The organism is Campylobacter concisus, assembly GCF_050447505.1.
GTDB lineage: Bacteria > Campylobacterota > Campylobacteria > Campylobacterales > Campylobacteraceae > Campylobacter_A > Campylobacter_A concisus_BP.
Genome location: NZ_JALMFZ010000001.1, coordinates 497,891 through 521,814, shown reverse-complemented (window position 1 = coordinate 521,814; position 23,924 = coordinate 497,891). Strand labels below are relative to the sequence as shown.

The window sequence follows — 23,924 nt, the reverse complement described above, 5'->3', positions numbered from 1 at the left end:
AATATTATAAATTTAGGTGAGATTATAACTAAAAGAAATTTTAATTAGGCTTTTGTGCGGCTCTCGTAGGCTTTTAGAAGTGAGAGCATATCGACGTTTTCTAAATTTACACCAGTTGGCACGCCTTGAGCTATCTTACTAAATGAAATTTCACTCATGCCAAGCTTATCCTCGACGTAAAGCATGAGTGCGTCTGAATTTAGCCCTGGCGTAAAGGCAAAGACGACCTCTTTTGAGCCATTTTGCGTGATAGCACTTCGCAGCCTCTCTATGGCGTCCTCGTCGATCTCGTCAAGCACGAAGTAAAGGCCGTTGTAGATGCCATTTTGCTCAAAAACCAAGATATCTTTTGGGCTCTCAACTAGCAAGATGACCTCGCTGTCCCTGCTCTCGTCGCTGCAAATGTCGCAAATTTCATTTTCGCTTAGCCCGCCGCAACGCTCACAGCGCTTGATAAACCTCACCGCGTCTTCTATATTTTGCGCGAGCCTTAGCCCTGCAAAACTATCTTGCATGCAGACAAAGTAGGCAAATCTCGCGGCTGATTTTTTACCGACACCTGGCAGCTTAGCAAAAGACTCAGTTAGCTCGTTAAATTTCTCTAAGCCCCTTTTCATGCGCGTTTTGCCTTTGCTCGAAGTAAAATTTTAAATACGTGATAGCCGTCCTCGTAGTCATAAGCAAGCTCAAATTTTTGCATCTGACAAATTTGCTCGATGATGTAAAGTCCAAGCCCCATGCCGCTTCCCGCACTCACTTTATCGCCTCTAACAAAGGCTTGTTTGTAGTAGTCAATAGGGTGATTTAGCTTTTTGCCTAAATTTTTAACCGCTATAAATTCGCTATCGCAGATCAAAATGGCTTTCTTGTCCTCTGCGTATTTTAGGGCGTTATCTATCAAATTTTTAATCGCCAAACTAAAAAGCTGAAAATCCACTCTTAGTATGACGTCATCTCTGATGTCACAGCTCACTCGCTCTTCAAATTTATCAAGCATGAGCATATCTTGCACCTGCTCTAAGATAAGCGAAAAATGGCACTCTTGATAGTTTAGCGCGTAGCTTTTTGAAAGGAGCTGCTCAACCTTACTAAATTCATTTATCAGCATCTCAAGGCGCTCAAAAACGTTTATGAGCCTCATCTTTTGAGTGTCATTTGCCACCATCTCAGAGACGATCCTACCCTTGCCAATAGGCGTCTTTAGCTCATGCATGATCGCACGTAAAAATAGCTGCCTTGAGCGGATGAGCTCTCTGATCTTGCAAACAGCGTTGTCAAATTCAACTGCGACCTGCCCGATCTCGTCTTGCTCGTTTTCATTTAGCCTAGCAGTCATCGCCATCTCCATGTTTCCACTAGCAAATTTTCTGATATCTTTGCTAAGTCTTCTAAGCGGTAAAAGGCTTCTAAGCACCGAGACATAAAGCGAGATAAGCAGAGCTGAGATGATCAAAAATGCCACCCAAAGCGGGTCATTTACGTGTCTTGCGTCGTTGCTCTCAAGTAGCAGCATGAAAGATGGATTTTTGATGAGCAGATACAAATCGCCTTTGTAATTAACCGACTGCATCATGCCAAGTGGAGTGTGCTGTGTAAAAATGGCGTTTCCGCTTGTAGTAACTGAGGTGGCTAAATTTTTGTTGCCGACATATTCTAGGTTGAAATTTTTAAAGTAGTGTTCCAAATCTCTTGGAGGATTGCCACGTTCATAAAGCGCCACAAGATAGTTCATAGCGCTTATTTGCTTATCTTTTAGCTTCTCAAGCGCACTTTCTTGCTGAATGTTTGCAAATGTTACAAAGAGCAAGCACATCAGCGAGAAAGCGATGGCAAAGATGATAGTTATCTTGGTAGTTATGGAGTATTTCATCCGATAAGCTTATATCCTATGCCTCTAACTGAAAATATATGTTTTGGCGCTTTTGAGCTATCGCCGATCTTCGTTCTAAGGCGTCCGATGATGACATCTAGGCTCTTTGAGTCCTTGTCTTTTAGGCTCTTGCAGTTATAAACTAGCTGCTCGCGAGATACTGAAAAACTGTGCTGTTTGATGAGATAGGTTAAAATTTCATACTCAGCAGGTGTAAGTGCAAGGGCTTCATTATTAAAGTAAATTTCATGGCGCTTGTCGTCTATCCTAAATGCGCTATCAACGACCTCTTCTTGAACTTCGTTTGTCTTTTTATATCTTCTAATAAGACTTGTGATACGAGCATACATCTCTTTTGGATCGTATGGTTTTGGCAAATAATCATCCGCGCCAAGCTGAAGTCCAACGACCTTGTCGCTGATGTCACTGCGAGCTGAGCTTATGATGATAGGAATGTCGTATTTTTGGCGAATTTCTTTGCAAACCTCAAGGCCGTCTATGCCTGGTAAAGTAAGGTCAAGTATGAGCAGGTCATAGTTTTTTATGCCTGCGCTTAGCCCTAGATATGGGTCTTCAAAATTAGTCACTTTTATATTAAAGCTATCAAGATATTCAGATAAAATTTGAGCAAATTCTGGATCGTCTTCTATCATTAAAACGTTAATCATAAATCATCCTTTTCATTGAAAAATAGTAGAGATTATACGGCAAAAATGTAAATTTTTTTTTAAATTTAAACTTTTTTGGATAAAATCTCACATTTAAAATAAGCTTAATAAACAAGGAAAAATGTGGAGTTTGATTATTACGAGATCCTTGAAATTTCAAGAAATGCAAGTGGCGACGAGATAAAAAAAGCCTTTAGAAAGCTCGCTTTAAAATACCACCCAGACAGAAACGCTGGCGATAAAGAGGCTGAGCAGAAATTTAAACAGATAAACGAAGCCTATCAGGTCTTAAGCGATGAGCAAAAGCGCTCTATCTACGATAGATACGGCAAAGAAGGGCTTGAGGGTAGATTTGGCAGTGGCGGCGGCTTTAGCGCTGATTTTGACCTTTCAGACATTTTTGACTCGTTTTTTGGAGGCGGTTTTGGCGGTGGCTCTAGACAGAGAAAAAGACGAACTGAAAAGTACTCAGCCGACCTTGAAATTCCTATAAATTTAGAGTTTAATGAAGCTGTTTTTGGCTGCGAAAAAGAGATCAAATTTGATCAAAAAGTGCCTTGCCCAACATGCAACGCAACAGGTAGCAAAGACGGCAAAAACAAAACTTGCCAGCACTGCGGTGGAAGCGGCAGGATCACGCGCGGAAATGGCTTTATGAATATCGTTCAAGAGTGCCCATACTGCCACGGATCTGGCGAAGTGATAAGCGAGCCATGTCCTGACTGCAATGCAAAAGCCTATAAAATCCAGCAACAAAGCGTCAAGATCACGATCCCTGAGGGTGTTGATAGTGGCATGAGGATGAGGGTCGCTGGCAAAGGTAACATCGGCACAAACGGCGTTCAAGGCGATCTTTATGTGAGCATAAACGTAAAAGACGACAAGCACTTTATCCGCCACAACGACGACGTTTATATAGAAATTCCAGTATTTTTTACCCAAGCCGTTCTTGGCGAGAGCATAAAAATCCCAACACTTCGCGGTGAAGCCGAGCTAAAACTGCCAGTTGGCGCGAAAGATAAACAGCAATTTATCTTCGAAAATGAGGGCATCAAGGGCGTAAATTCACGCAAAAAAGGCAGACTTGTAGCTCAAATTTCTATCCAAACACCTGACAAACTAAGCGACGAGCAAAAAGAGCTTTTAAACAAACTTCAAGCTAGCTTTGGCATAGTTTCAGGCAAGTCAAGCACCGATGAGAGCGTCTTTGATAAGATAAAAAGCTGGTTTAAAGGCGAGGAGCCAAAAAGCAAAAAGAAAAAATAAATTTAGATTTGTGACGTTAAATTTGGCGTCACAAAATCTTTAAAAATAAATTTTATATCCTAATTTTTACAAGTAAATTTCACACAAATTTTGAAATTTATGAGTGAGCATATCACGCTTCTAAATCTAGTAAATTGCTAAGGCAAGCGAGTAAGATTTTAAAATTTGCAAAGCAATCTAATCAAATTTAAATGTTTGCTTCTTTGTTAAGGGGGAAGAGGCTTGAATTACGGTCTGCTTGCAGTTGCGAGCTTGCGAAGCAAAGAAGCTCCCCCTTAACGATCCCCAAACCCCTCGCACGTTAGAAGTGCATGCGATAGCACTATCGTGCCACATGCGACTTAAAAAGCTCTGATAAATTTTAAAATTTCATTAGCGAGTATTTTCGGCTCTAAAATTTGAGCTAAGCTATAAGCGAAGCCAAATTTTAGTAGTCAATTCTTGCGAGTGAATGGAATTTTAAAATTTGTAAAGACTGCTTGATTAAATCTTTAAATTTCTTTTTATTCAAAAGGGAGACAAGGGGACTCGAGTTACGAGGCCGTCCCCTTATCCCCCTTTTTAAATCCCCCAAACCCCTCGCACGTTAGAGGTGCATGCAATGGCGCTAAAGCACCGCATGCGTTTTATGTGAGAGAATTTATAACAAATTTTAAAATTAGATCCGGCATATCACGGCTTTAAATTTAGTGGCAAAATGAAGAATTTAAATTAGGTAGATTTTCAAGGCGAGTGCATAAAAGCGCATAAATTTAAAAGAAATTTTAGTGCCCAAAGTATCAGGCACTAAAATCCATAAATTTACTCAGTTGCAAGATCAAGGTAATAATCAAGCTGGTCGCGCCTGATAATGCGTATGAGGTTTGTGCTGCCCTCTACGCCTGTTGGGTGGCCAGCCGTGACGAGATAGGTCTTGTCATGCTCGACGTATCCAGCGTCGTAAGCCTTTTTGATGACATTTGCAAGAAGGACATTTAACTTTGTCTTTTCAAGCACAAGCGCTGGCGTCACGCCCCATGCAAGGGTCAGCATGTGAGCTGTCTGCTCGTCGTGCGCGATGGCGATGATGTCGATGTTTGTGCGGTTTCTAGCTAGTTTTATGGCTGATTTGCCTGAGCCTGTGATAGAGAGTATCGCATTTGCCTTGATGCGAACAGCTAGCGAAGCTGCGCTATTTGCGACCATGTCAGTCTCGTCAAAAAAGTCAAATTCGTCAAATTTATTGTATGGATAGATGCTTTGCGTCTGGATGATCGTTTTGCTCATCGCCTCTACGACTGCGACTGGGTTTTTGCCGATCGCGCTCTCCTCGCTTAACATAACCGCATCAGTGCCGTCTAGCACGGCATTTGCCACGTCACTGATCTCCGCTCTTGTGGCAGTTTCATGCTCTGCCATGCTTAGCATCATCTGAGTTGCTGTGATGACTGGCTTGCTGGCTGCATTTGCCTTTTTGATGATGAGCTTTTGTATCGTTGGCACCCTGTAAAATGGCACTTCTATGCCAAGATCGCCACGAGCTACCATGATGCCATCGCTCTTTGCGATGATGTCGTCTATGTTTTCGACCGCGTCAAATTTCTCGATCTTAGACAAGATAGCCGCTTTGGAGCCAAATTCTTTTAAGATATTTCTTGCTTTTATCACGTCATTTGCGTCTTGCACGAAGCTAATGGCGACAAAATTTACGCCCTGCTTTGCGCCAAATTCCATATCTTCTTTATCTTTTGGCGTGATGATATCGATGCCAAGGGCGGTGTTTGGGAAATTTACCCCTTTGTTTGAGTTTAAAATTCCGTCATTTTCGATGATGGTTTTTACCACATCTTTGCCCTCGCCTGTAACTCTTGCTCTGATCGAGCCATCGTAGAGATAAACGTACTCGCCAGCCTTTAGCATAGGTAAAATTTGAGGCTGATTTAGGCTCACTCTATAAACGCCTTTTTCGATCTTCTCGCCCACGATATCCTCTGCGTAGATGCTAAGCTCGTCGCCAGCTTGCAAGTAAAATGGCTCGCTAAGCTTGCCAACTCTGATCTTTGGACCGCAGATATCTTGCAAGATGCCTATGCGTTTGTTTAGTCTTTTTTCGATATTTCTTATCTTGTCGATGTTTGATTTGTGGTATTCGTGTGTTCCGTGGCTAAAATTTAAACGAAAAACATTAACCCCTGCTTTAACCATCGCCTCCATCGTCTCTTCGTTGTCACTTGCTGGCCCTAAAGTCGCTACAATTTTCGTCTTTTTTATCATTTTTATGCCCTGTAATTTGATTTTTGCGATTATAACACAATTTAATAATGTAAATTTTTTGTATAATATGCAAAATTTTTAAAGGAGAGAGTATGAATAAATTTTTATTAGCATCTCTTGGCCTAGCAGCTCTTGCTTGCGCTGCCATGGGAGATGACAAAGTCTATAAGCTCAAGCTTGCAACCTCATGGGAGAGCACTATGCCAGTGCTTGGTGACGTGCCAAAAGAGCTAAAAGAGAAGGTCGAAAAGATGAGTAACGGCCGCATCGAGATCAGGATCGACTACCCGTCAAAGCACAAGTCACCTTTTGCGATGCTTGACTTTGCAAAGAGCGGTCAGTACGACATCGGCTACACAGCTAGCTACTACTACAAGGGCAAAGACCCTAAGACAATGTTCTTTACAGCGACACCATTTATGATGAATACCGACGAGCAAACAGCTTGGTATGAATTTGGCGGCGGCAAAGAGCTAGAGGCGAAAGTTTTTGACCCATATAACATCAAAATTTTTAGAGCTGGCAACACTGGCATGCAAATGGGCGGCTGGTTTAAAAAAGAGATCAAGTCAGTTGATGATATCAAAGGCTTAAAGATTAGAATTCCGGGCTTTGGCGGTGAAATTTACGCTAAACTTGGCGCTAACATCAACACTATTCCAACTGGCGAGCTTTACATGGCACTTGAGATGGGCACGATCGATGCTGTCGAGTGGGTTAGCCCAGCTTACGATATGGCACTTGGCTTTCACAAAGTGGCAAAATACTACTACACAGGCTGGCAAGAGCCAGATGGCGAAACTCAGTTTTTCTTCAACAAAAATGCGTATGAAAAACTTCCAGATGATCTAAAAGCTATCTTTGAAGCGGCTGCTGCTGAAGTGGCAAGAGATGTAAATACTAAGGTATTTTACGCAAACGTAGAGTACTGGGACAAGATGAAGGCTGAGTATCCAGACATCCAAGTAAAATCTTTCCCGCCAGAGGTCATCGCAGCTCTTAAAAAGGCTACAAACGAGCTACTTGATGAAGAGAGCGCAAAAGATCCACTATTTAAAGAGATCGTCGAATCTCAAAGAGCTTTCCTCAAAAAAGCAAGAGAATGGACTAAAATTTCTGACTACGCTTACATCAAAACAAACGAAGAGAAATAATCACAGCAGGGAGCTCTCCCTGCTTTTTAAAATTTAAAACTACCGCAAAAACTAATCACAATAAGACTTTAAAGCAAAAGATAAGACAATAGTGAAAATTTCATAGGGAAAAAGAGATGAAAAAAGTCAAATTTATAGTTTTTATCTGCTTGTTTATACTGCTACCACTTGCTTATTTTAATGGCTTTATAAGAATTTCTGATCTAACTAGTGAGCAAGAGAGCATAGCTAAAAAGTATGGCGGTGTTTATGTGTTTGATGAGAAGCTAGAGAAGGAGATAGATAAGCTTGAAGAGCTAAACAAAGATATAAGAGCAAAAAGATCAAGCCTATATCAAGAGATAAAACAAGAGTTAGATAATAATCAGAGCAAATATTTTCAAGAATTTAATAACAATAAAAATAATTATATAGATATGGTTATGCAAGATATTTTTAACGATAAATTTTGCAAACGTGAATATGATGAATTTATAGCTGCTGGCAAGGACATAATGAAAGTAAGACACGCTTGTATAAATATCAATGAGAGAGCTAGGGGTAAATTTATAGACGAGATAGTAGATAAAACGTATCATGTTTATGATAGGTTGTCTAATGGAAAGAGATACTACCTTAGATGGGTTGATTATGAAAATGAAACTAGAAAAAAAATAAAAACTCCACAAATTTACAAAGATAAAATAAAAGAATTTATTGGCAATGAAGATTATGAAAAATTTAAACCATCTTATGACTTGGGATATTTTTATATCGATGATAATGATGAAGTAAGAGTAATTGATCTAAGTTTAGACTACTACGTTGTAGAAACAACATATACTCTTTCAGGCGATGAAGCAAGTGGGATAAAATTTACAAAAAATAGATATATAAATGTAGCTGGAGATAACTATTTTTACTTGATAGACAATAAATTTAAAAAGATCAATAGGACAAATAAATGAATACTTTAAAGAATTTAACCAATAAAGAGATGGTGAATAAGATAAAAGACTATGCTGATATAGCTGATGTTAGTTATGCGTTTTTTGAGTATATAGATGAGAATGAAATTTGGAGCTTTTCGGATAAATTTTATAATAATGTGATTTTAAAACAGCCCAATCCTAGATGGGATTATGCCGATGGTATAAATTTTGGATATGAAAAAAGCGTAAACGAAAACGGAGTTTCCAAATCAGTTCCTACATCCTATGCCCTTTGTGTTGAAGCTAGATTCATGCAGGATTTAACAATAGAAAAACCTGAAAAGAACGATGATGGTACTATAAAGAAAGTTAAAATTTCAAATGAGATAAGAAATTTCATAACAACCCCAAAAGGAGAGCCACAAAGACTTTTCGTAAACGAAGAAGGTTACCACCAAATCTCTGAACGTACTAAAAAATTTACATCAAGATTTATACTTCTCAAACATCAAAAAAATGATGATGAAGGTTTTAGTGCCACACTTTTTGAAGATACCAAAGACAATAATAAAAGAATACTAGCTTTTAGAGGCACTGAAATAACTCCGGAGGACTTAAACGCAGACGTTCAGCTAACAACTAACGATATACCAGATCAAGCAACATCTTTAATATATTTTTTTATGGATAATGTTATACCTATATTAAAAGAAGGTGAAAAGATAAATATATGCGGTCATAGCCTTGGCGGATACTTAACTCAGGTGTGTGCTTTTACTTTTGCTGAATATATAGATGAAATTTATACATTTAACTCGCCTGGGCTATTAAGTGATCTTATGTTAAAAGTCAAGATGACATCAAGGATAAAAAATATAAATAAAGTACTAACGTCTTCTTATGATGAGATGGCAAGATCTTATAAGATCATACATAAAACCAAATATCTTAACATGGCTAGAGCTCGCTCAGACTATAAGGTAAATCTTAATTACCAAAAAATACTCAACACAAATTTATTCTTAGCAAACGAAGACCACACCTACCTACCAGCACCTTTAAATGTTAATAACATATATCACATGAAAACAGACAATGATAGCTTAGCCTTTAATAATAAACTCTATGAAAACGCTATACAAGACCTTGGAGTTGATATAAATGGCAATGAAGTGCTTATAAATATAGGCAACGTAGATGCAATACTAAATACAAATGTGAGTGTAAGCTCGCACTTTCTCACCTACACGGCAGCTACACTATACTTTTTCTCATATCTTTTAGAAGAAAAAAATAATGATGAAAAGACAAACAATGTTAGCTTAAAAGGTACATTTTTATATCTAAATGAATTTATGGAGCAAAACTATAAGCTTATATTTGATCTTGATACAAATTTATCTATGCAATACAATAGCGTAAATTTCAACATGGACAATAAAGCCACCATTTCACCCATTACATATAATAAAAACAAAAACTGGCTACTACTTATACTGATAAACAACATAAAGCATGACTTAGATATACGCACAGATCACTATCTAAAAGACGAGCAAGAAGCTTTAATAATAGAAGATATATTTAAGCTTAGTGACGAGAAGCGATATACAAAGATAATAAGCAAAGATGAAGTTGAGAAATTTAAACAAAGCGGATGTGAAAGCATAGAAGATAAAAGAGCTATGCACAAGTGTAGGACGTACAAGGTAGTAGATAAGAGCTCTAGTGATCTCACTACTACTAAGGCTGAAGCCAGCAAGCTCTACACCTATACGTCAAATTTCACAAGGTCGCTTTCATCTCAAGATGAGAAGGCATACTTTATGAAAAAATCAGAGCAGACCTACTCTCTTTTATTTGACAACAGCACGCAGAGTGGCTCTATAAATTTATACGACGTAAAAGATAGAGGCGAGATAAAATTTGGCTTTTTATCAGCTAGCTCTAGCGTATATGTGGATAAGTATAAAGAGAGTTTAGCCATATTTACAAAAGATAAAGACATAGTGGATATTGAGAAGATATATGACAAGATAAGAGATAAATTTGGCGTGGAAAACCCAGAAAACTACAAGGTCGATCTCTTTTTAAACGCTACACTTCTAAAAGGTGCAAACGAAGCTAAGGACTATAAATTTGGCTTTACAAATTTCAAAGATGAAAAAGAGCACGATCTCTTTGAAAACAAAGAAGATCAAAAGCCCTTTTACTACTTTAGCCCAAGGGGTGATGAAAGCTCTAAAGGCTCGCTTGATATCACAAATAAAAACACTAGCATAAGAGTGCTTGGCTATGATATAGATAGGGGTAGCATAAAAAGAGATTTTTATAAAGAGATATATCTAGCTGCATAATAAATTAATAATATTATAAATATATTCACAATAAAATTAAAAGAAATTTTCTATCTTGTATAGTTTTAAATTTAAAAGGATTTATGATGAAAAAAGTCAAATTTATAGTTTTTATCTGCTTATTTATACTGCTACCACTTGCTTATTTTAATGGCTTTATAAGAATTTCTGATCTAACTAGTGAGCAAGAGAGCATAGCTAAAAAGTATGGCGGTGTTTATGTGTTTGATGAGAAGCTAGAGAAGGAGATAGATAAGCTTGAAGAGCTAAACAAAGATATAAGAGCAAAAAGATCAAGCCTATATCAAGAGATAAAACAAGAGTTAGATAATAATCAGAGCAAATATTTTCAAGAATTTAATAACAATAAAAATAATTATATAGATATGGTTATGCAAGATATTTTTAACGATAAATTTTGCAAACGTGAATATGATGAATTTATAGCTGCTGGCAAGGACATAATGAAAGTAAGACACGCTTGTATAAATATCAATGAGAGAGCTAGGGGTAAATTTATAGACGAGATAGTAGATAAAACGTATCATGTTTATGATAGGTTGTCTAATGGAAAGAGATATTATACAAACACAAGGGATTATGGGAGTGAATTTAAAAAAAAGGCAGAAATCCCAGAAATTTACTTAACTAAAATAATAGATTTTATAGGAAATGACATATTTTACAAATGGCAACCTTTTATTAGTATGAGTTATTTTTACCTTGATGATAACAAAAACATTATCCCTATAAAAACAGGTGCAAATTATTACAAAGGATATAAAATTTTTGGATTATATGGAGATGAAGCAAGCGGAATACGTTTATACAAAGAAACTAGCATAAATATAAGTGGCGATAATCATTTTTATTTTATAGATAATAAATTCCAAAAAATCAGTAGTCAAAGTAAGGATAAATAAATGAACACTATTAAAAATTTAACTAACAAAGAGATGGTAAATAAGATAAAAGACTATGCTGATATAGCTGATGTTAGTTATGCGTTTTTTGAGTATATAGATGAGAATGAAATTTGGAGCTTTTCGGATAAATTTTATAATAATGTGATTTTAAAACAGCCCAATCCTAGATGGGATTATGCCGATGGTATAAATTTTGGATATGAAAAAAGCGTAAACGAAAACGGAGTTTCCAAATCAGTTCCTACATCCTATGCCCTTTGTGTTGAAGCTAGATTCATGCAGGATTTAACAATAGAAAAACCTGAAAAGAACGATGATGGTACTATAAAGAAAGTTAAAATTTCAAATGAGATAAGAAATTTCATAACAACCCCAAAAGGAGAGCCACAAAGACTTTTCGTAAACGAAGAAGGTTACCACCAAATCTCTGAACGTACTAAAAAATTTACATCAAGATTTATACTTCTCAAACATCAAAAAAATGATGATGAAGGTTTTAGTGCCACACTTTTTGAAGATACCAAAGACAATAATAAAAGAATACTAGCTTTTAGAGGCACTGAAATAACTCCGGAGGACTTAAACGCAGACGTTCAGCTAACAACTAACGATATACCAGATCAAGCAACATCTTTAATATATTTTTTTATGGATAATGTTATACCTATATTAAAAGAAGGTGAAAAGATAAATATATGCGGTCATAGCCTTGGCGGATACTTAACTCAGGTGTGTGCTTTTACTTTTGCTGAATATATAGATGAAATTTATACATTTAACTCGCCTGGGCTATTAAGTGATCTTATGTTAAAAGTCAAGATGACATCAAGGATAAAAAATATAAATAAAGTACTAACGTCTTCTTATGATGAGATGGCAAGATCTTATAAGATCATACATAAAACCAAATATCTTAACATGGCTAGAGCTCGCTCAGACTATAAGGTAAATCTTAATTACCAAAAAATACTCAACACAAATTTATTCTTAGCAAACGAAGACCACACCTACCTACCAGCACCTTTAAATGTTAATAACATATATCACATGAAAACAGACAATGATAGCTTAGCCTTTAATAATAAACTCTATGAAAACGCTATACAAGACCTTGGAGTTGATATAAATGGCAATGAAGTGCTTATAAATATAGGCAACGTAGATGCAATACTAAATACAAATGTGAGTGTAAGCTCGCACTTTCTCACCTACACGGCAGCTACACTATACTTTTTCTCATATCTTTTAGAAGAAAAAAATAATGATGAAAAGACAAACAATGTTAGCTTAAAAGGTACATTTTTATATCTAAATGAATTTATGGAGCAAAACTATAAGCTTATATTTGATCTTGATACAAATTTATCTATGCAATACAATAGCGTAAATTTCAACATGGACAATAAAGCCACCATTTCACCCATTACATATAATAAAAACAAAAACTGGCTACTACTTATACTGATAAACAACATAAAGCATGACTTAGATATACGCACAGATCACTATCTAAAAGACGAGCAAGAAGCTTTAATAATAGAAGATATATTTAAGCTTAGTGACGAGAAGCGATATACAAAGATAATAAGCAAAGATGAAGTTGAGAAATTTAAACAAAGCGGATGTGAAAGCATAGAAGATAAAAGAGCTATGCACAAGTGTAGGACGTACAAGGTAGTAGATAAGAGCTCTAGTGATCTCACTACTACTAAGGCTGAAGCCAGCAAGCTCTACACCTATACGTCAAATTTCACAAGGTCGCTTTCATCTCAAGATGAGAAGGCATACTTTATGAAAAAATCAGAGCAGACCTACTCTCTTTTATTTGACAACAGCACGCAGAGTGGCTCTATAAATTTATACGACGTAAAAGATAGAGGCGAGATAAAATTTGGCTTTTTATCAGCTAGCTCTAGCGTATATGTGGATAAGTATAAAGAGAGTTTAGCCATATTTACAAAAGATAAAGACATAGTGGATATTGAGAAGATATATGACAAGATAAGAGATAAATTTGGCGTGGAAAACCCAGAAAACTACAAGGTCGATCTCTTTTTAAACGCTACACTTCTAAAAGGTGCAAACGAAGCTAAGGACTATAAATTTGGCTTTACAAATTTCAAAGATGAAAAAGAGCACGATCTCTTTGAAAACAAAGAAGATCAAAAGCCCTTTTACTACTTTAGCCCAAGGGGTGATGAAAGCTCTAAAGGCTCGCTTGATATCACAAATAAAAACACTAGCATAAGAGTGCTTGGCTATGATATAGATAGGGGTAGCTTGGATGTAAAGCTAAAAAGAGCTAGCAATGATGAGAAAAAAGAGAAGCAAGCACAAGATAGAGAGGCGGTAAATCATCAAAGCATGCCTTCTGGTGCGGTAGCTACAAATTTCACCGCTCACCCAGTCATAGAAGACGACATCATCACTTGCCCGCATGGTGGCCAAGTGGTGCTAAAAAGCAAAGCTGGCAAGAGTATCACATCTAATGGCATACCGCTTATACTAGGTCAAGACTTCTTAGGCTCGCCGATAGTTGGCTGCTCGGCAAATTCGCCATGCACCTGCGTAGCACACGTGCCAAAGAGCGCACTAAGTGCTAAAAGAGTAAATGACAACCACGCTCTTATGCAAGACCTGGTTCATCACTGCTTAAGTGATAAAGGCTGCGCGCTATCCATAGCCAAAAAGTCAAATTTACTTACATTTGAGGGGATAAAATACGTTGATGCAAACGGCAACGAAGTAGCCCCAAAAGATGTGCAGATCACGCAAAATCCAAGGCTAAGGTTTTTCATGAAGAGTGCTGCATCGCAAAGAGATAACATGCACGTCGCCATATACTCCATAAACGGCACCGAGTACAAAGAGCCAAACGGAGCTGACGAGATCGTGCTAAAAGAGAGCGACGCAAGAGACGTTAGCGACAAGGCGCTTTTAAAGCTATTTAATGAAAATTTTAAGACTACCAGCCAAAGAAAATATGAATTTAAAGAGTACTCGCTAAAGTATGGCGCAGATGTTTTTAGACTAAATTTCATAAAGCCAGAGTATAAGAGCAAGCACGGCATAAACGGCTACTACGAAAGACTTACCGAATACGAAAACGACGTTAGAAATTTGATCTTTCTAACGCCAAATCAAACAAAAGATATCACTATAAAAATAGCCAAAGGACTAGACGCCAAGATAGAAAAAGACGCCGAGATAACCGACGTCGTAGTGCTTCAAGGGCTATAAATTTACCCTTAGCAAGGCATCTTTAAAACTTCTACCACTTCACCTTTTGCGATAAATTCCGTCTCTTTTGGGATGATAAGCAGTGCCGCTTCGTTTGTTAGGTTATTTACGATCGCTGAGCTACCAAGCTTTTTGCCGTTTAAATTTACGAAAATTTTGCCATCTCTGTTTTCTAAATTTACCGCTGTAAATTCCAAAAATGGCGAGCGTTTTTTGTAGTCTTCGTCCATTATCGCCGTGATCTTTGGCTCTTCTTGGCTAAACCAAGCGTTTATAAGCACTCTTACGTAAAGCACGCACATAACCATCGCCGAGTAAGGGAATCCAGGCAGCGCAAAGATATATTTGTCGCCTGATTTTGCCACTCTGATATGGCGGCCTGGTTTTATCGCAGCGCCCTCGATGATGAGGCTAAAGTTTTCATTTAAAGCGCCCTTTACAAAGTCATAGTCTCCCATGCTGATGCCACCAGTAGTCACCAAGATATCAGCTGATTTTAGCGCATTTATGATCGCTTTTTCGACAAGCTCAGCCTTATCTCTTACGATCTCGCAAAGGATCGGCTCTGCGCCCATTTTACGTATCTGCATAGCAATACCTACGTGGTTTGAGCTGTGAATTTGCGCTGGACTATCAAGAGGCTCGCCAAGGTCTTTTATCTCGCTACCAGTTGCTAGTATCGCCACTCTTGGGCGGATGAAGACGCTTACGTGAAAGACGCCAAGCTCGGCAAGAAGCGCGATCTCAGCGTAAGTTAGACGTGTGCCTTTTTTTATTAAAATTTCGCCTTTTTTATAGCTCTCACCCACTGCTCGCACGGCAAAGCCCTTTGGTACGCTCTTTTTGATGATTATTTTTGAGCCGCTAACCTCGACGTTTTCAACTGGCACAAGAGTGTCAGTGCCTTCGCTCATTAGCGAGCCGGTGAAGGTTTTGACGCATTTGCTACCCTCTACATGTAGCCCTTTGTCGCTACCTGCTGGAAGGTCTGTGATAAGCTCAAGCTCGCTTAGGCCCTCTTTAAAGGCAAAAGCGTAGCCGTCCATCGCTGAAACTGGCTTTGCTGGGTAGTTTTCAGCAGCTGTGACATCGTAGGCTATATTTCTATCAAGCGCATCTGTGATGGCTACTTTTTCGACCTTCTCCCACGCATTTATCGTATCCTTTAGAATTTTCAGGCTATCTGCATAGCTCATAAAATCTTTCATCATTTATCCTTTTTATGAAATTTTTGCATATTTTAGCCACTTCTGTTTTACAAAAAATTAATCTTTGTTTTATTTAATGATTATTAAAATGTCGTTTAAGAAACCAGTCTGGTTTTACCCTTACACAGGAATTTACATGAACAAAACACTACTTTACATCATCGCAGGTGCGAGCCTTGGCATACTTGGTCCAGTGCTCGTTCATTTTGGCAACCCAGCAAATATGGGTGTTTGCGCGGCTTGCTTTTTACGAGATAGCATGGGTGCGCTTGGCTTTCACCAAGCAAAAGTCGTGCAGTATCTAAGGCCTGAAATTTTAGGGCTTATCATCGGAGGCTTTCTAGCCAGCATGCTTTGGAGTAGAAATTTCACTCCAGTATCTGGTAGCGCGGCATTTTCTAGGTTTTTCTTAGGCGTGTTTGCGATGATAGGCTGCCTCATATTTTTAGGCTGCCCTTGGAGAGCATTTTTGCGTCTTGGAGGCGGAGATATGACCGCTATCGCTGGCGTTGTTGGCTTATTTGCTGGCGTCTTTGTGGGACGAGCTTTTAAGAAAAACGGCTACGTTTTGCCTGAAAATGAAACCACTGCAAAGGCGATAGGACTTTTGCCACTGATTATTGCTATTTTGCTTTTACTAGCACTTATCTTTGGCCTAAAACTTGGCGAAAATGGCGCATTATTTAGTTCAGAAAAAGGCCCGGGCTCACAGCATGCAAATTTATTTATCTCGCTTATTTGTGCCATCATCATCGGCGCATTTATGCAAAGAAGTAAATTTTGCTCAGTGGGAGCTATCAGCAAAATTTTTGAGCGTGACTTCTCGATGTTTTATGGCATAGTCTCTATCGTTCTTTTTGCAAGCATCACAAATTTAGTGCTAAATCAATACAAATTTGGCTTTGAAGGACAACCTATCGCTCACAATGATATGCTTTGGAATTTCTTAGGTATGACGCTCGCTGGCCTTTGCTTTAGTCTAAGCTACGGCTGCCCTGGCAAGCATCTAGTGCAAATGGGAGCTGGAAATTTAAGCTCAGCCGTATTTGTTTTAGGCATGGGAGCAGGTGCAGCGATAAGTCATAACTTCGTGCTTGCAAGCTCAGGAGCCGGCATCACACCTTTTGCCCCGTATGCCGTAGCTATTGGCTTTATCTACGCTATTTACGTTGGATTTTTCACTAAAAAAGCTTAACTGAATTTGGCTGCTTTTGCAGTCAAATTTGCTTTTTTATATATAAAATTTGTGTGAGATAAATTTTAGCTAAAAATAAGTTCTTAGGTTGTATAATCCAAAACTTATTTTAAGTTGTCAAAGTAGCTCAGCTGGTTAGAGCGCTGGTCTCATAAGCCGGAGGTCGGGAGTTCAAGTCTCCCCTTTGACACCATAAATACCTAAACTACGATGTTTCTACAATATTATATTGCAGTCACCTTTCATTAAATATAGCTTAATGTTTGTAGCAAAACAAAATTTTATGTAGCAAATTTTTAAGCTTGCAGTAATTTTAGCACGTTTTTTTATAAAACAACAAAAACTAATCATATATAACTGTGCAATTAATACAAATTCTAGAGTTCATATTTCGAGTTTTGGTGAAATTTTCCAAATTATAACTGCACACCTGCATGTTTAATCCAAATTTTTACATCTATTTTAAATCTACTAATCAAAATTTATTTATAGCAAAGGCTACTCCTACCAAAAGCAACAATATGAACGAGCTATCACCAAGCTATTACAAGAAAGGTCTTTATATGAAGAAGTGGTTTATGATAAGCAACATAGGATAGCTAGCAACAAACGACTTTGAATGCGTTAGATGAGATAAGTACCTAGCAAATTTTGCGATTAATGTACTACAACACGTAATCTATAGTAACACTTATACCTATGCGACTATCATAGATAAAAAATAAGACACAGCCTACTTTAATGATCAGTTTATTTTAAAAAATCTCTTTATATAAATAGACAATGGTAAATAGGTAATTTTTAGATGAATTTTAATTGATACAATACTTAAATAGCGGTTTCACATAGTTGTCTTATTTGGCCTTAGTAGCATTACGTTCTGATATCAATTTTTTAAATTTTTCCATATCTTGTTTATCTAACTCCATATAGTGCGATTTTAATGCCAAACCAGAAATACCAATATCGACCAAATCTTGATTGGTTATATTCCAAGCGTTAATATTTTCTACAAAATATTTTTGATTTTTTCCAGGAACAGTTACATAGTTATAAATATAAAAAGGCGTTACTATTAAAAACATAATTAGAAAAACAACAAATAACTTCATTACGCTACCTCCACATCCTGCCTAATATTTTTTTTGCCACAATGTTTCATACCTTGAATTAATGCATTTCTAACCTCATCTCGTTTTTGTCTGCTTAGAAACGTAAGTGATTGAGAACCAAACGAACCTGTTACACTTAGATTATACCTGGCATGTTTTTTAGTATATTTTTTACCTTTTTCTCCATGAGTTGTAGACCATCTTTGTGTATCAAGATATACTCCTTCTATATCACGCAAATCTACATCCTGTGTCCAAAATAGTTTAAAAAAAGGTACCAAAATAATAAATGCTATAATGGAATTAGAAATATCAACTGCAGGACATGTAAATAAATTATTTTTGGTATTAATTTTATATGTCAAATTTGCAAAATATATTTTTATTAGCAAAAAAATATATGCAAATCCATAGAATGAAAGTATGGCTGTTTTAATAACTTGAGGGCAATTTAAAAAAGTAATCCCTGTTAGCGTTATATACAAACCAAACAAAAACGGTATGCCGGACCACTTTATGAATACCCATACTCTAAATATAGCAGTTTGCACATCTCTAACAACATACATTTATTCATTCCTCTTCATTTATCTATTTTATTAAAACACTCAAAAAGATACTTATTTAGCAAAACTAAACATGCTGTTTAAAAACCCAGACAAGGTCTCATAAACATAAACTGCCTTATCTGGAATTTAACTATATTTTTACTACTTAAAAAATACTTCACCATCACTAGTTAGGTCTTTAACAAAAAGCCTAGTTGCTTTATTTTTATCTACTTTAAAAATAACTACCTTTCTAACATAGTCATCTAACACTTCTAGCTCATCGCCATTTTCCTCAATTTCATATTCATCAGCTGCGCCTTCATATGTATTTTGCCAAAATGTTTGAGGTAAATAAAGATAGGTTTCATCTCCTTCTGGCGATAACATAGTATCTACACCATCCTCGTTAGCACCCATGCCAAACGATAACTCTATGCTATGAGCTAAATATTTCATACCGCCGTCTACTATTTCATCAATATTTTTATTTTTTACATTTATAGAATAGAAGCTTTTTCCACCCCAGAAAACCATGCTGTAAATACCGTTCTCTAAGCTTCTATTATTAAATGATACTAGTCTTTTTAGGTCTATCTCTGAATGACCTTCTCCATTACCTTGCTCACACTCCACATCTTTAAAATCAATGGGCTCATCTTCCTGCATCCATGGCGTATTCTCATGGCAAATATTGTCTGGTGTTGCGGTAATAATATCATACACCTCTCCACTATCAGCACCAATAATTTCCACAAATTTATCGTAAAACTCATCAGCATCATTTGTCTTATTATATGCCTCTTGTATTTCCTTTGCTTTTTCGCTATTAAATTTACCTATTGCTATTTCTCCGCCGAGTAATCGCCCATTAGAATCTAAACGAACTGTAGAGGATATATCATCTTCGTAGCTCTCATTGCATTGTTCCTCTTCATCATCATGTTCAACTCTAAACTCCTCAAAACTAATTTCTGTAGGATCTATCTCACCACTTGCTATCTTTTCTTTATATAGTGCTTTTGGATCTGGTTTTAGTTGCTCTTTAAAATCCTCAAAGCTTAACTCTGATGGATCAATTTCACCACTTATGATTTTTTCTTTATAAAGAGACTTTACATCTTTTGTCTGAGATATCGGTTTTAGTTCTTTTAAAAATACCTGCTCCGTTTTACTAAAAGACTCTAAATTTTTAGGATCTGAAGCTATTTTGAACGCTTTATTTAATACTTCTGATTCATTATGATCTTCACCCGCAACAGCAACTAGTCGAGAAATCAAGATATACTTTGACAAGAAAGGCAAGACAATTCCTTGTATAAATTTATCGTCTTTTGTTGTAAAATGAATATAATTCATATCTGCACAGTTGTCACTCTTTAGGAATATTTTACGATTTATTGGAGTGCTTACAGAAATACTATCTATATCCTTAAGTCTTATACCTTCTTTGCTGGTAAAAGCATCGCAGTATACTTTTTTGTGGGTAAAAAAGAAGCCTTTTTTTGCGCTTCCAAAAACAGTATCATCAAACAACAAGACAATAGGCTCATTGTTTTCAATATTTGAGTATTCTTTTTTGGCGTTTTCTATTTTTTTATGATACTTAGTATCATCGTTTTCATTATTGAAAAACAAAAAATAGCGCTTGACATCAGAGAACCAAGGTTCGCCAGAAAACATATTTAAAATATTCAACATTATCTATCCTTTATAAGATTTTTTAATTTTATCAAAAATTTATTTTTAAAACTACCTAATAATAGTTTTTAAAAATTCTAGTCCCGAAGCTATAGTCTTAAAAGCTTCATGGTCTCCATTTTTCAACCGATCCAAATTGGGATAATACACTAATGGCAAAAATGCCATAAAAAATACATGTATCTTTTTGTGTATATTATCGTCTATTTTATCAGTCTTATCACGCATTTGCTTTAAAAGTTTGCTCGTATCATCAGTTAGTTTATTTAACCTAAAATCAGCTATTAGTTTATCTATTTGCCCAACCAGTTCATTGCTTTGCATTTTACTCTCCTTTGTAATTGTATTAATGAAATTATAATATATATTTAAGACAATTTTATGTCTTTAAATTAGTAAATATACTCTTTTATTCTAGAGATAAATTCATTTTCTTTGATTTTGATCTCATCGATGCTAGGTTCGTTTAAATTTGTAAGTTCTATGCCATCTACTATAAATTTGGTATTTAAATTTTCAAACCAAGAGTGGCTATGGCATCTATCTATACTAAATTTATTCATAGGATATAAAAGACCGCCAGCTATTACGTTTTTGCCTTGATTTTGATAGTAGCTCATATAGGTATTTATCTGAAAAAAGTCATTTCTATCAACATCACCTAGTCCGTATTGATCCTTGCCTTGCATATTCATACGTTTATACTTGGTATCAAATACAAGCACCTGATCGCCACTACCCATCACTATATCAGGGATGATCTTTCTTGCAAAAAATTTATCTTTATAAAGCTCTATTTTTGGGCTAGTTACACTCCAGCCCTTAAACTCTTTTTGCAAAAGCTTTCGTATATAGATTTCAAAAAGCTCAGCCACATCTACCAAAAAGCCTAAATTTTGTTTGCCATTGCTTTTGGTGCCGGCATTTTCATTTTCTATGATCAGTTTTGCGTATTCTAAGACTTTTTTATATGGGGCGTAGATTGGATTATGCAGTGCTTTTGAATTTAAGGCATTGTGTATGACATTAGGCGTTACAAGTCTTGGCTCCCTTATCTCGTTTAGATAGCTTAAAGTGTTTATGACCGGTTTTATCAGCTCTTTACTCTCTTTTTGCACTATCTTTAATGCTTTATGTAAGAGCAAAACTATATCACTTATATCTTGTCTCTCTCTATTTGTGCTAGATATTTTGCCAGCAAATGGGACGTCTTTTTTTATAAATTTAGCTATATCGACTTTGCCCATAACCTTTGCTTCATGATAGCTTTTGTTTTTATACTCTTTAGGCAGTCCAAGTAAGAATGCACGCTCTAGCGCTTGTATAAAGAGATAATAGATGACGATCCTTGACAGATTTTTCTTAGCATCTATGGACTTGCCAAGTGATACGTCATCTACGTAAATATCATTTGCAAAATTTAGCATCCGCTCTAAAAATTTATTTGAAAATCTAGAGTTTATCTCTATATCTATGCCATTATGGCTAAAGCTTCCTATGAAATTTCCAGTTTGCACGTAAAACCCATCATCTTGCTTTTTTGTACTAATGATAAGCTCATCTTCTTTTTCTTTGGACTCTGGCAAAAAAGAGAGAAATTTGCCACCATTCGCCGCGTACTCACTTAGTGTTAGACTAAATTCCGTCTTTTCTTTCTTTTGTATTTTTTTGTTCTGCTCGTAATTTCCGAAAAAATTATCATTTGTTACTATTGCCATATTTATCAATCAGCTTTGTTTTCATGTCATTTAAACGAGTTTCTATATCTTTGCCACTATACTGAGTTCTTAAGTACTCTTTTAAAAGCGGACTTATATGTCCTTCCCAGAGCTTGCTTATCTCTTTCTTGCTTAAATTTTTTGGTTTTAGGAAATATGAATGCCCAAGTTCGTAGCTGTCATCCAGCCCTAATCCTTTATCGCTAGTTATATACTCATTTATATCTTTGCAAAATTCTACATATGTTTCAAGTTTATCCTCGCTTGATTTATCAAAATGTTCAGCTATTACATCATAATTACAACTATACCTTTTCCAAACAAATCTTCTTCTAAGCGCCATATCAAAGCTATCTATGCTTTTATCTATATCGTTCATTGTGCCGATGAAGTATAAATTTTCAGGCACTCCAAAGTAGCCTTCACCGGCTTCATCTACATAAACAGCATGTTTTTCGTTGTCCCAAAGCGATGAATTTGCTGTTTTGACTAGCATGCCTTGCAGATTACCATCATTGTCAAACCTTAATCTTTTATCTTCCTCAAGACACAAAAGCAGCTCGCCAAAAACCCTTGAAAGCTCAGCTCTATTTATCTCATCAGCTACGAAATAATATTTCTTGGCTTTCTCTTTGTTTTTTTCTAAGTCCTTGAAAGCATCAATGCACATCTGCTTAAATACGCCATTTCTTAACTCAAATTTCATTGCTCCATTTTCTATACCAGTCGGCTTTACACCATCCATGAAGTCCTCGTAGCTATAGCTTGGGTGAAACTGAACTATTTTATATTCGTGATTTTCTTCTATTAGTTTTCTAGCCTCTATGGTTTGTTTGGTTTGATATGTTTTACCGGTACCAGGAGCACCGTAAAGTATAATGTTTTTAGACTCAAAGTCTATTCCGCCACTCCACATATTTTTTACTCTATCATCATAAAAAATATTTTCTTTTAGATTCTTCTCATTTTTTAGAGCATTTTTAAGTTCATCATTTATCTTTTTTAGTTTCTCGTCAATATCATAAGTATCATCGATATTATCAGCATCTACTTTACAGTATTTACTCTCAAAGGTAGCTACGATAGCTTCCTTGTGAGCATTACTTATTATTGGCATATAATTTTTCGGATCAAAAAGATGAAGCAAGGCGTTATAGATCGAAGCCGTTTTTTCTTTTCCGTTTATCGTGATACTATTTCCAAGCTCTTTTAGGATGTCTATTTCTTTGTCATTTTCATCATTTTCTAAATATTTTTTTAAAAATTTTATTATATAAGCAAGTTCAAAGGATTTATTGCTGTAATAATAGCTGCCAGGTGAAGCAAAACCGTTAACTGAAGTAGTTTTAAATTCATTATTTTCATTATCAAGCAAATTTCCTTTTCCAACAATATTTAGAAAATTCTTAATAATTGTTACCATATCTTTTTTTTCAATCCTAGGGGGCAATCTCCAAAGCCAAATAATATTAGCCATAAGGTCTATCACGTCATCACTAGCACCCATTAACTGATCTTTTACTACTCTATCAAAAATGACTTCTTTATTATCTTTTGTTTTTTCTATCTTGCTTTCGTCTAATTTTTCTACAAAATGATCAATAAGAAACTCCACGTTCTCTTTATTTAAAATTTCTTTTTTTGTAAAAATCGATTTTCCATCTTCCAAAAACATTTTTTTGTATTCTAAAAATGCCTCTTTATAATTTTCAAACGCCATTTTTTCTCCTTAAATTGCGTGATCTAAATAAAATATATAATGCAATTATTATCTATTTTTCTAGACTTTTTATGTCT

At 36.1% G+C, this 23,924-nt stretch carries 19 protein-coding genes and 1 tRNA gene; 9 read left to right on the top strand and 11 right to left on the bottom strand.

The window, feature by feature from the left end; translation table 11 throughout:
* Positions 1-44 precede the first annotated feature (44 nt).
* Genes recR through MTT09_RS02475 form a run of 3 tightly spaced genes read right to left on the bottom strand, consistent with a single transcriptional unit; the run spans position 45 to position 2,538 of the window.
* Positions 45-617, bottom strand: a complete 573-nt coding sequence (gene recR / locus MTT09_RS02485) for a recombination mediator RecR (RefSeq protein ID WP_021084943.1) — start codon at positions 615-617, stop codon at positions 45-47.
* On the bottom strand, positions 614-1,870 hold the full coding sequence (locus tag MTT09_RS02480; RefSeq protein ID WP_021084929.1) for an ArsS family sensor histidine kinase: 1,257 nt from the start codon (positions 1,868-1,870) through the stop codon (positions 614-616). Before MTT09_RS02480 ends, recR begins: the two co-directional genes overlap by 4 nt.
* Complete coding sequence (locus tag MTT09_RS02475; RefSeq protein WP_009294394.1) at positions 1,867-2,538, bottom strand: response regulator transcription factor; 672 nt, start codon at positions 2,536-2,538, stop codon at positions 1,867-1,869. The genes MTT09_RS02480 and MTT09_RS02475 overlap by 4 nt, the downstream gene beginning before the upstream one ends.
* Positions 2,539-2,661: 123 nt before the next feature.
* Here MTT09_RS02475 and dnaJ point away from each other — a divergent pair, with 123 nt between their 5' ends.
* Positions 2,662-3,804, top strand: coding sequence for a molecular chaperone DnaJ (dnaJ, locus tag MTT09_RS02470; protein ID WP_429802385.1), 1,143 nt, complete (start codon positions 2,662-2,664; stop codon positions 3,802-3,804).
* Between the two features lie 801 nt (positions 3,805-4,605).
* Here dnaJ and pyk read toward each other — a convergent pair.
* Positions 4,606-6,057 carry a pyruvate kinase gene (pyk, locus tag MTT09_RS02465; protein ID WP_429802383.1) on the bottom strand — a complete coding sequence of 484 codons (1,452 nt, stop codon included), beginning with the start codon at positions 6,055-6,057 and terminating at the stop codon, positions 4,606-4,608.
* Positions 6,058-6,149: 92 nt separating this feature from the next.
* Here pyk and MTT09_RS02460 point away from each other — a divergent pair, with 92 nt between their 5' ends.
* From MTT09_RS02460 to MTT09_RS02440, 5 genes are all read left to right on the top strand, one after another.
* Positions 6,150-7,211 (top strand): TRAP transporter substrate-binding protein, encoded by a 1,062-nt coding sequence (locus MTT09_RS02460; RefSeq protein WP_021089010.1) that lies wholly within the window; start codon positions 6,150-6,152, stop codon positions 7,209-7,211.
* 116 nt (positions 7,212-7,327) lie between these two features.
* A complete protein-coding gene (locus tag MTT09_RS02455) occupies positions 7,328-8,158 on the top strand; it encodes a hypothetical protein (protein ID WP_429802381.1) in 831 nt (276 codons plus the stop codon).
* Complete coding sequence (locus tag MTT09_RS02450) at positions 8,155-10,479, top strand: Mbeg1-like protein (protein ID WP_429802379.1); 2,325 nt, start codon at positions 8,155-8,157, stop codon at positions 10,477-10,479. The genes MTT09_RS02455 and MTT09_RS02450 overlap by 4 nt, the downstream gene beginning before the upstream one ends.
* Before the next feature lie 86 nt (positions 10,480-10,565).
* The gene (locus MTT09_RS02445; RefSeq protein WP_429802377.1) at positions 10,566-11,402 is read left to right on the top strand and encodes a hypothetical protein; all 837 of its coding nucleotides are present in this window, start codon (positions 10,566-10,568) and stop codon (positions 11,400-11,402) included.
* Positions 11,403-14,645, top strand: coding sequence for an Mbeg1-like protein (locus MTT09_RS02440; RefSeq protein ID WP_429802375.1), 3,243 nt, complete (start codon positions 11,403-11,405; stop codon positions 14,643-14,645).
* Between the two features lie 8 nt (positions 14,646-14,653).
* Here the strand turns inward: MTT09_RS02440 and MTT09_RS02435 are convergent, their stop codons facing one another.
* On the bottom strand, positions 14,654-15,853 hold the full coding sequence (locus MTT09_RS02435; RefSeq protein ID WP_429802373.1) for a molybdopterin molybdotransferase MoeA: 1,200 nt from the start codon (positions 15,851-15,853) through the stop codon (positions 14,654-14,656).
* Between the two features lie 136 nt (positions 15,854-15,989).
* Here MTT09_RS02435 and yedE point away from each other — a divergent pair, with 136 nt between their 5' ends.
* From yedE to MTT09_RS02420, 3 genes are all read left to right on the top strand, one after another.
* Positions 15,990-17,048 (top strand): YedE family putative selenium transporter, encoded by a 1,059-nt coding sequence (yedE, locus tag MTT09_RS02430; protein WP_429803698.1) that lies wholly within the window; start codon positions 15,990-15,992, stop codon positions 17,046-17,048.
* Between the two features lie 116 nt (positions 17,049-17,164).
* Positions 17,165-17,241, top strand: a tRNA-Met gene (locus MTT09_RS02425).
* A 241-nt stretch (positions 17,242-17,482) separates the two neighbouring features.
* Positions 17,483-17,647: a hypothetical protein gene (locus MTT09_RS02420; protein ID WP_159070952.1), complete on the top strand. Its 165-nt coding sequence runs from the start codon at positions 17,483-17,485 to the stop codon at positions 17,645-17,647.
* 255 nt (positions 17,648-17,902) lie between these two features.
* Here MTT09_RS02420 and MTT09_RS02415 read toward each other — a convergent pair whose 3' ends face one another.
* From MTT09_RS02415 to MTT09_RS02390, 6 genes are all read right to left on the bottom strand, one after another.
* The gene (locus MTT09_RS02415; protein ID WP_429802371.1) at positions 17,903-18,160 is read right to left on the bottom strand and encodes a hypothetical protein; all 258 of its coding nucleotides are present in this window, start codon (positions 18,158-18,160) and stop codon (positions 17,903-17,905) included.
* The gene (locus tag MTT09_RS02410) at positions 18,160-18,729 is read right to left on the bottom strand and encodes a GTP-binding protein (protein WP_149700801.1); all 570 of its coding nucleotides are present in this window, start codon (positions 18,727-18,729) and stop codon (positions 18,160-18,162) included. The genes MTT09_RS02415 and MTT09_RS02410 overlap by 1 nt, the downstream gene beginning before the upstream one ends.
* A gap of 141 nt (positions 18,730-18,870) precedes the next feature.
* Positions 18,871-20,409: a hypothetical protein gene (locus MTT09_RS02405; protein WP_429802369.1), complete on the bottom strand. Its 1,539-nt coding sequence runs from the start codon at positions 20,407-20,409 to the stop codon at positions 18,871-18,873.
* A gap of 51 nt (positions 20,410-20,460) precedes the next feature.
* Positions 20,461-20,733: a hypothetical protein gene (locus MTT09_RS02400; RefSeq protein WP_429802367.1), complete on the bottom strand. Its 273-nt coding sequence runs from the start codon at positions 20,731-20,733 to the stop codon at positions 20,461-20,463.
* A 68-nt stretch (positions 20,734-20,801) separates the two neighbouring features.
* Positions 20,802-22,127, bottom strand: coding sequence for an McrC family protein (locus MTT09_RS02395; protein WP_429802365.1), 1,326 nt, complete (start codon positions 22,125-22,127; stop codon positions 20,802-20,804).
* Positions 22,108-23,847: an McrB family protein gene (locus MTT09_RS02390; protein WP_429802363.1), complete on the bottom strand. Its 1,740-nt coding sequence runs from the start codon at positions 23,845-23,847 to the stop codon at positions 22,108-22,110. The genes MTT09_RS02395 and MTT09_RS02390 overlap by 20 nt, the downstream gene beginning before the upstream one ends.
* Positions 23,848-23,924: the final 77 nt, after the last annotated feature.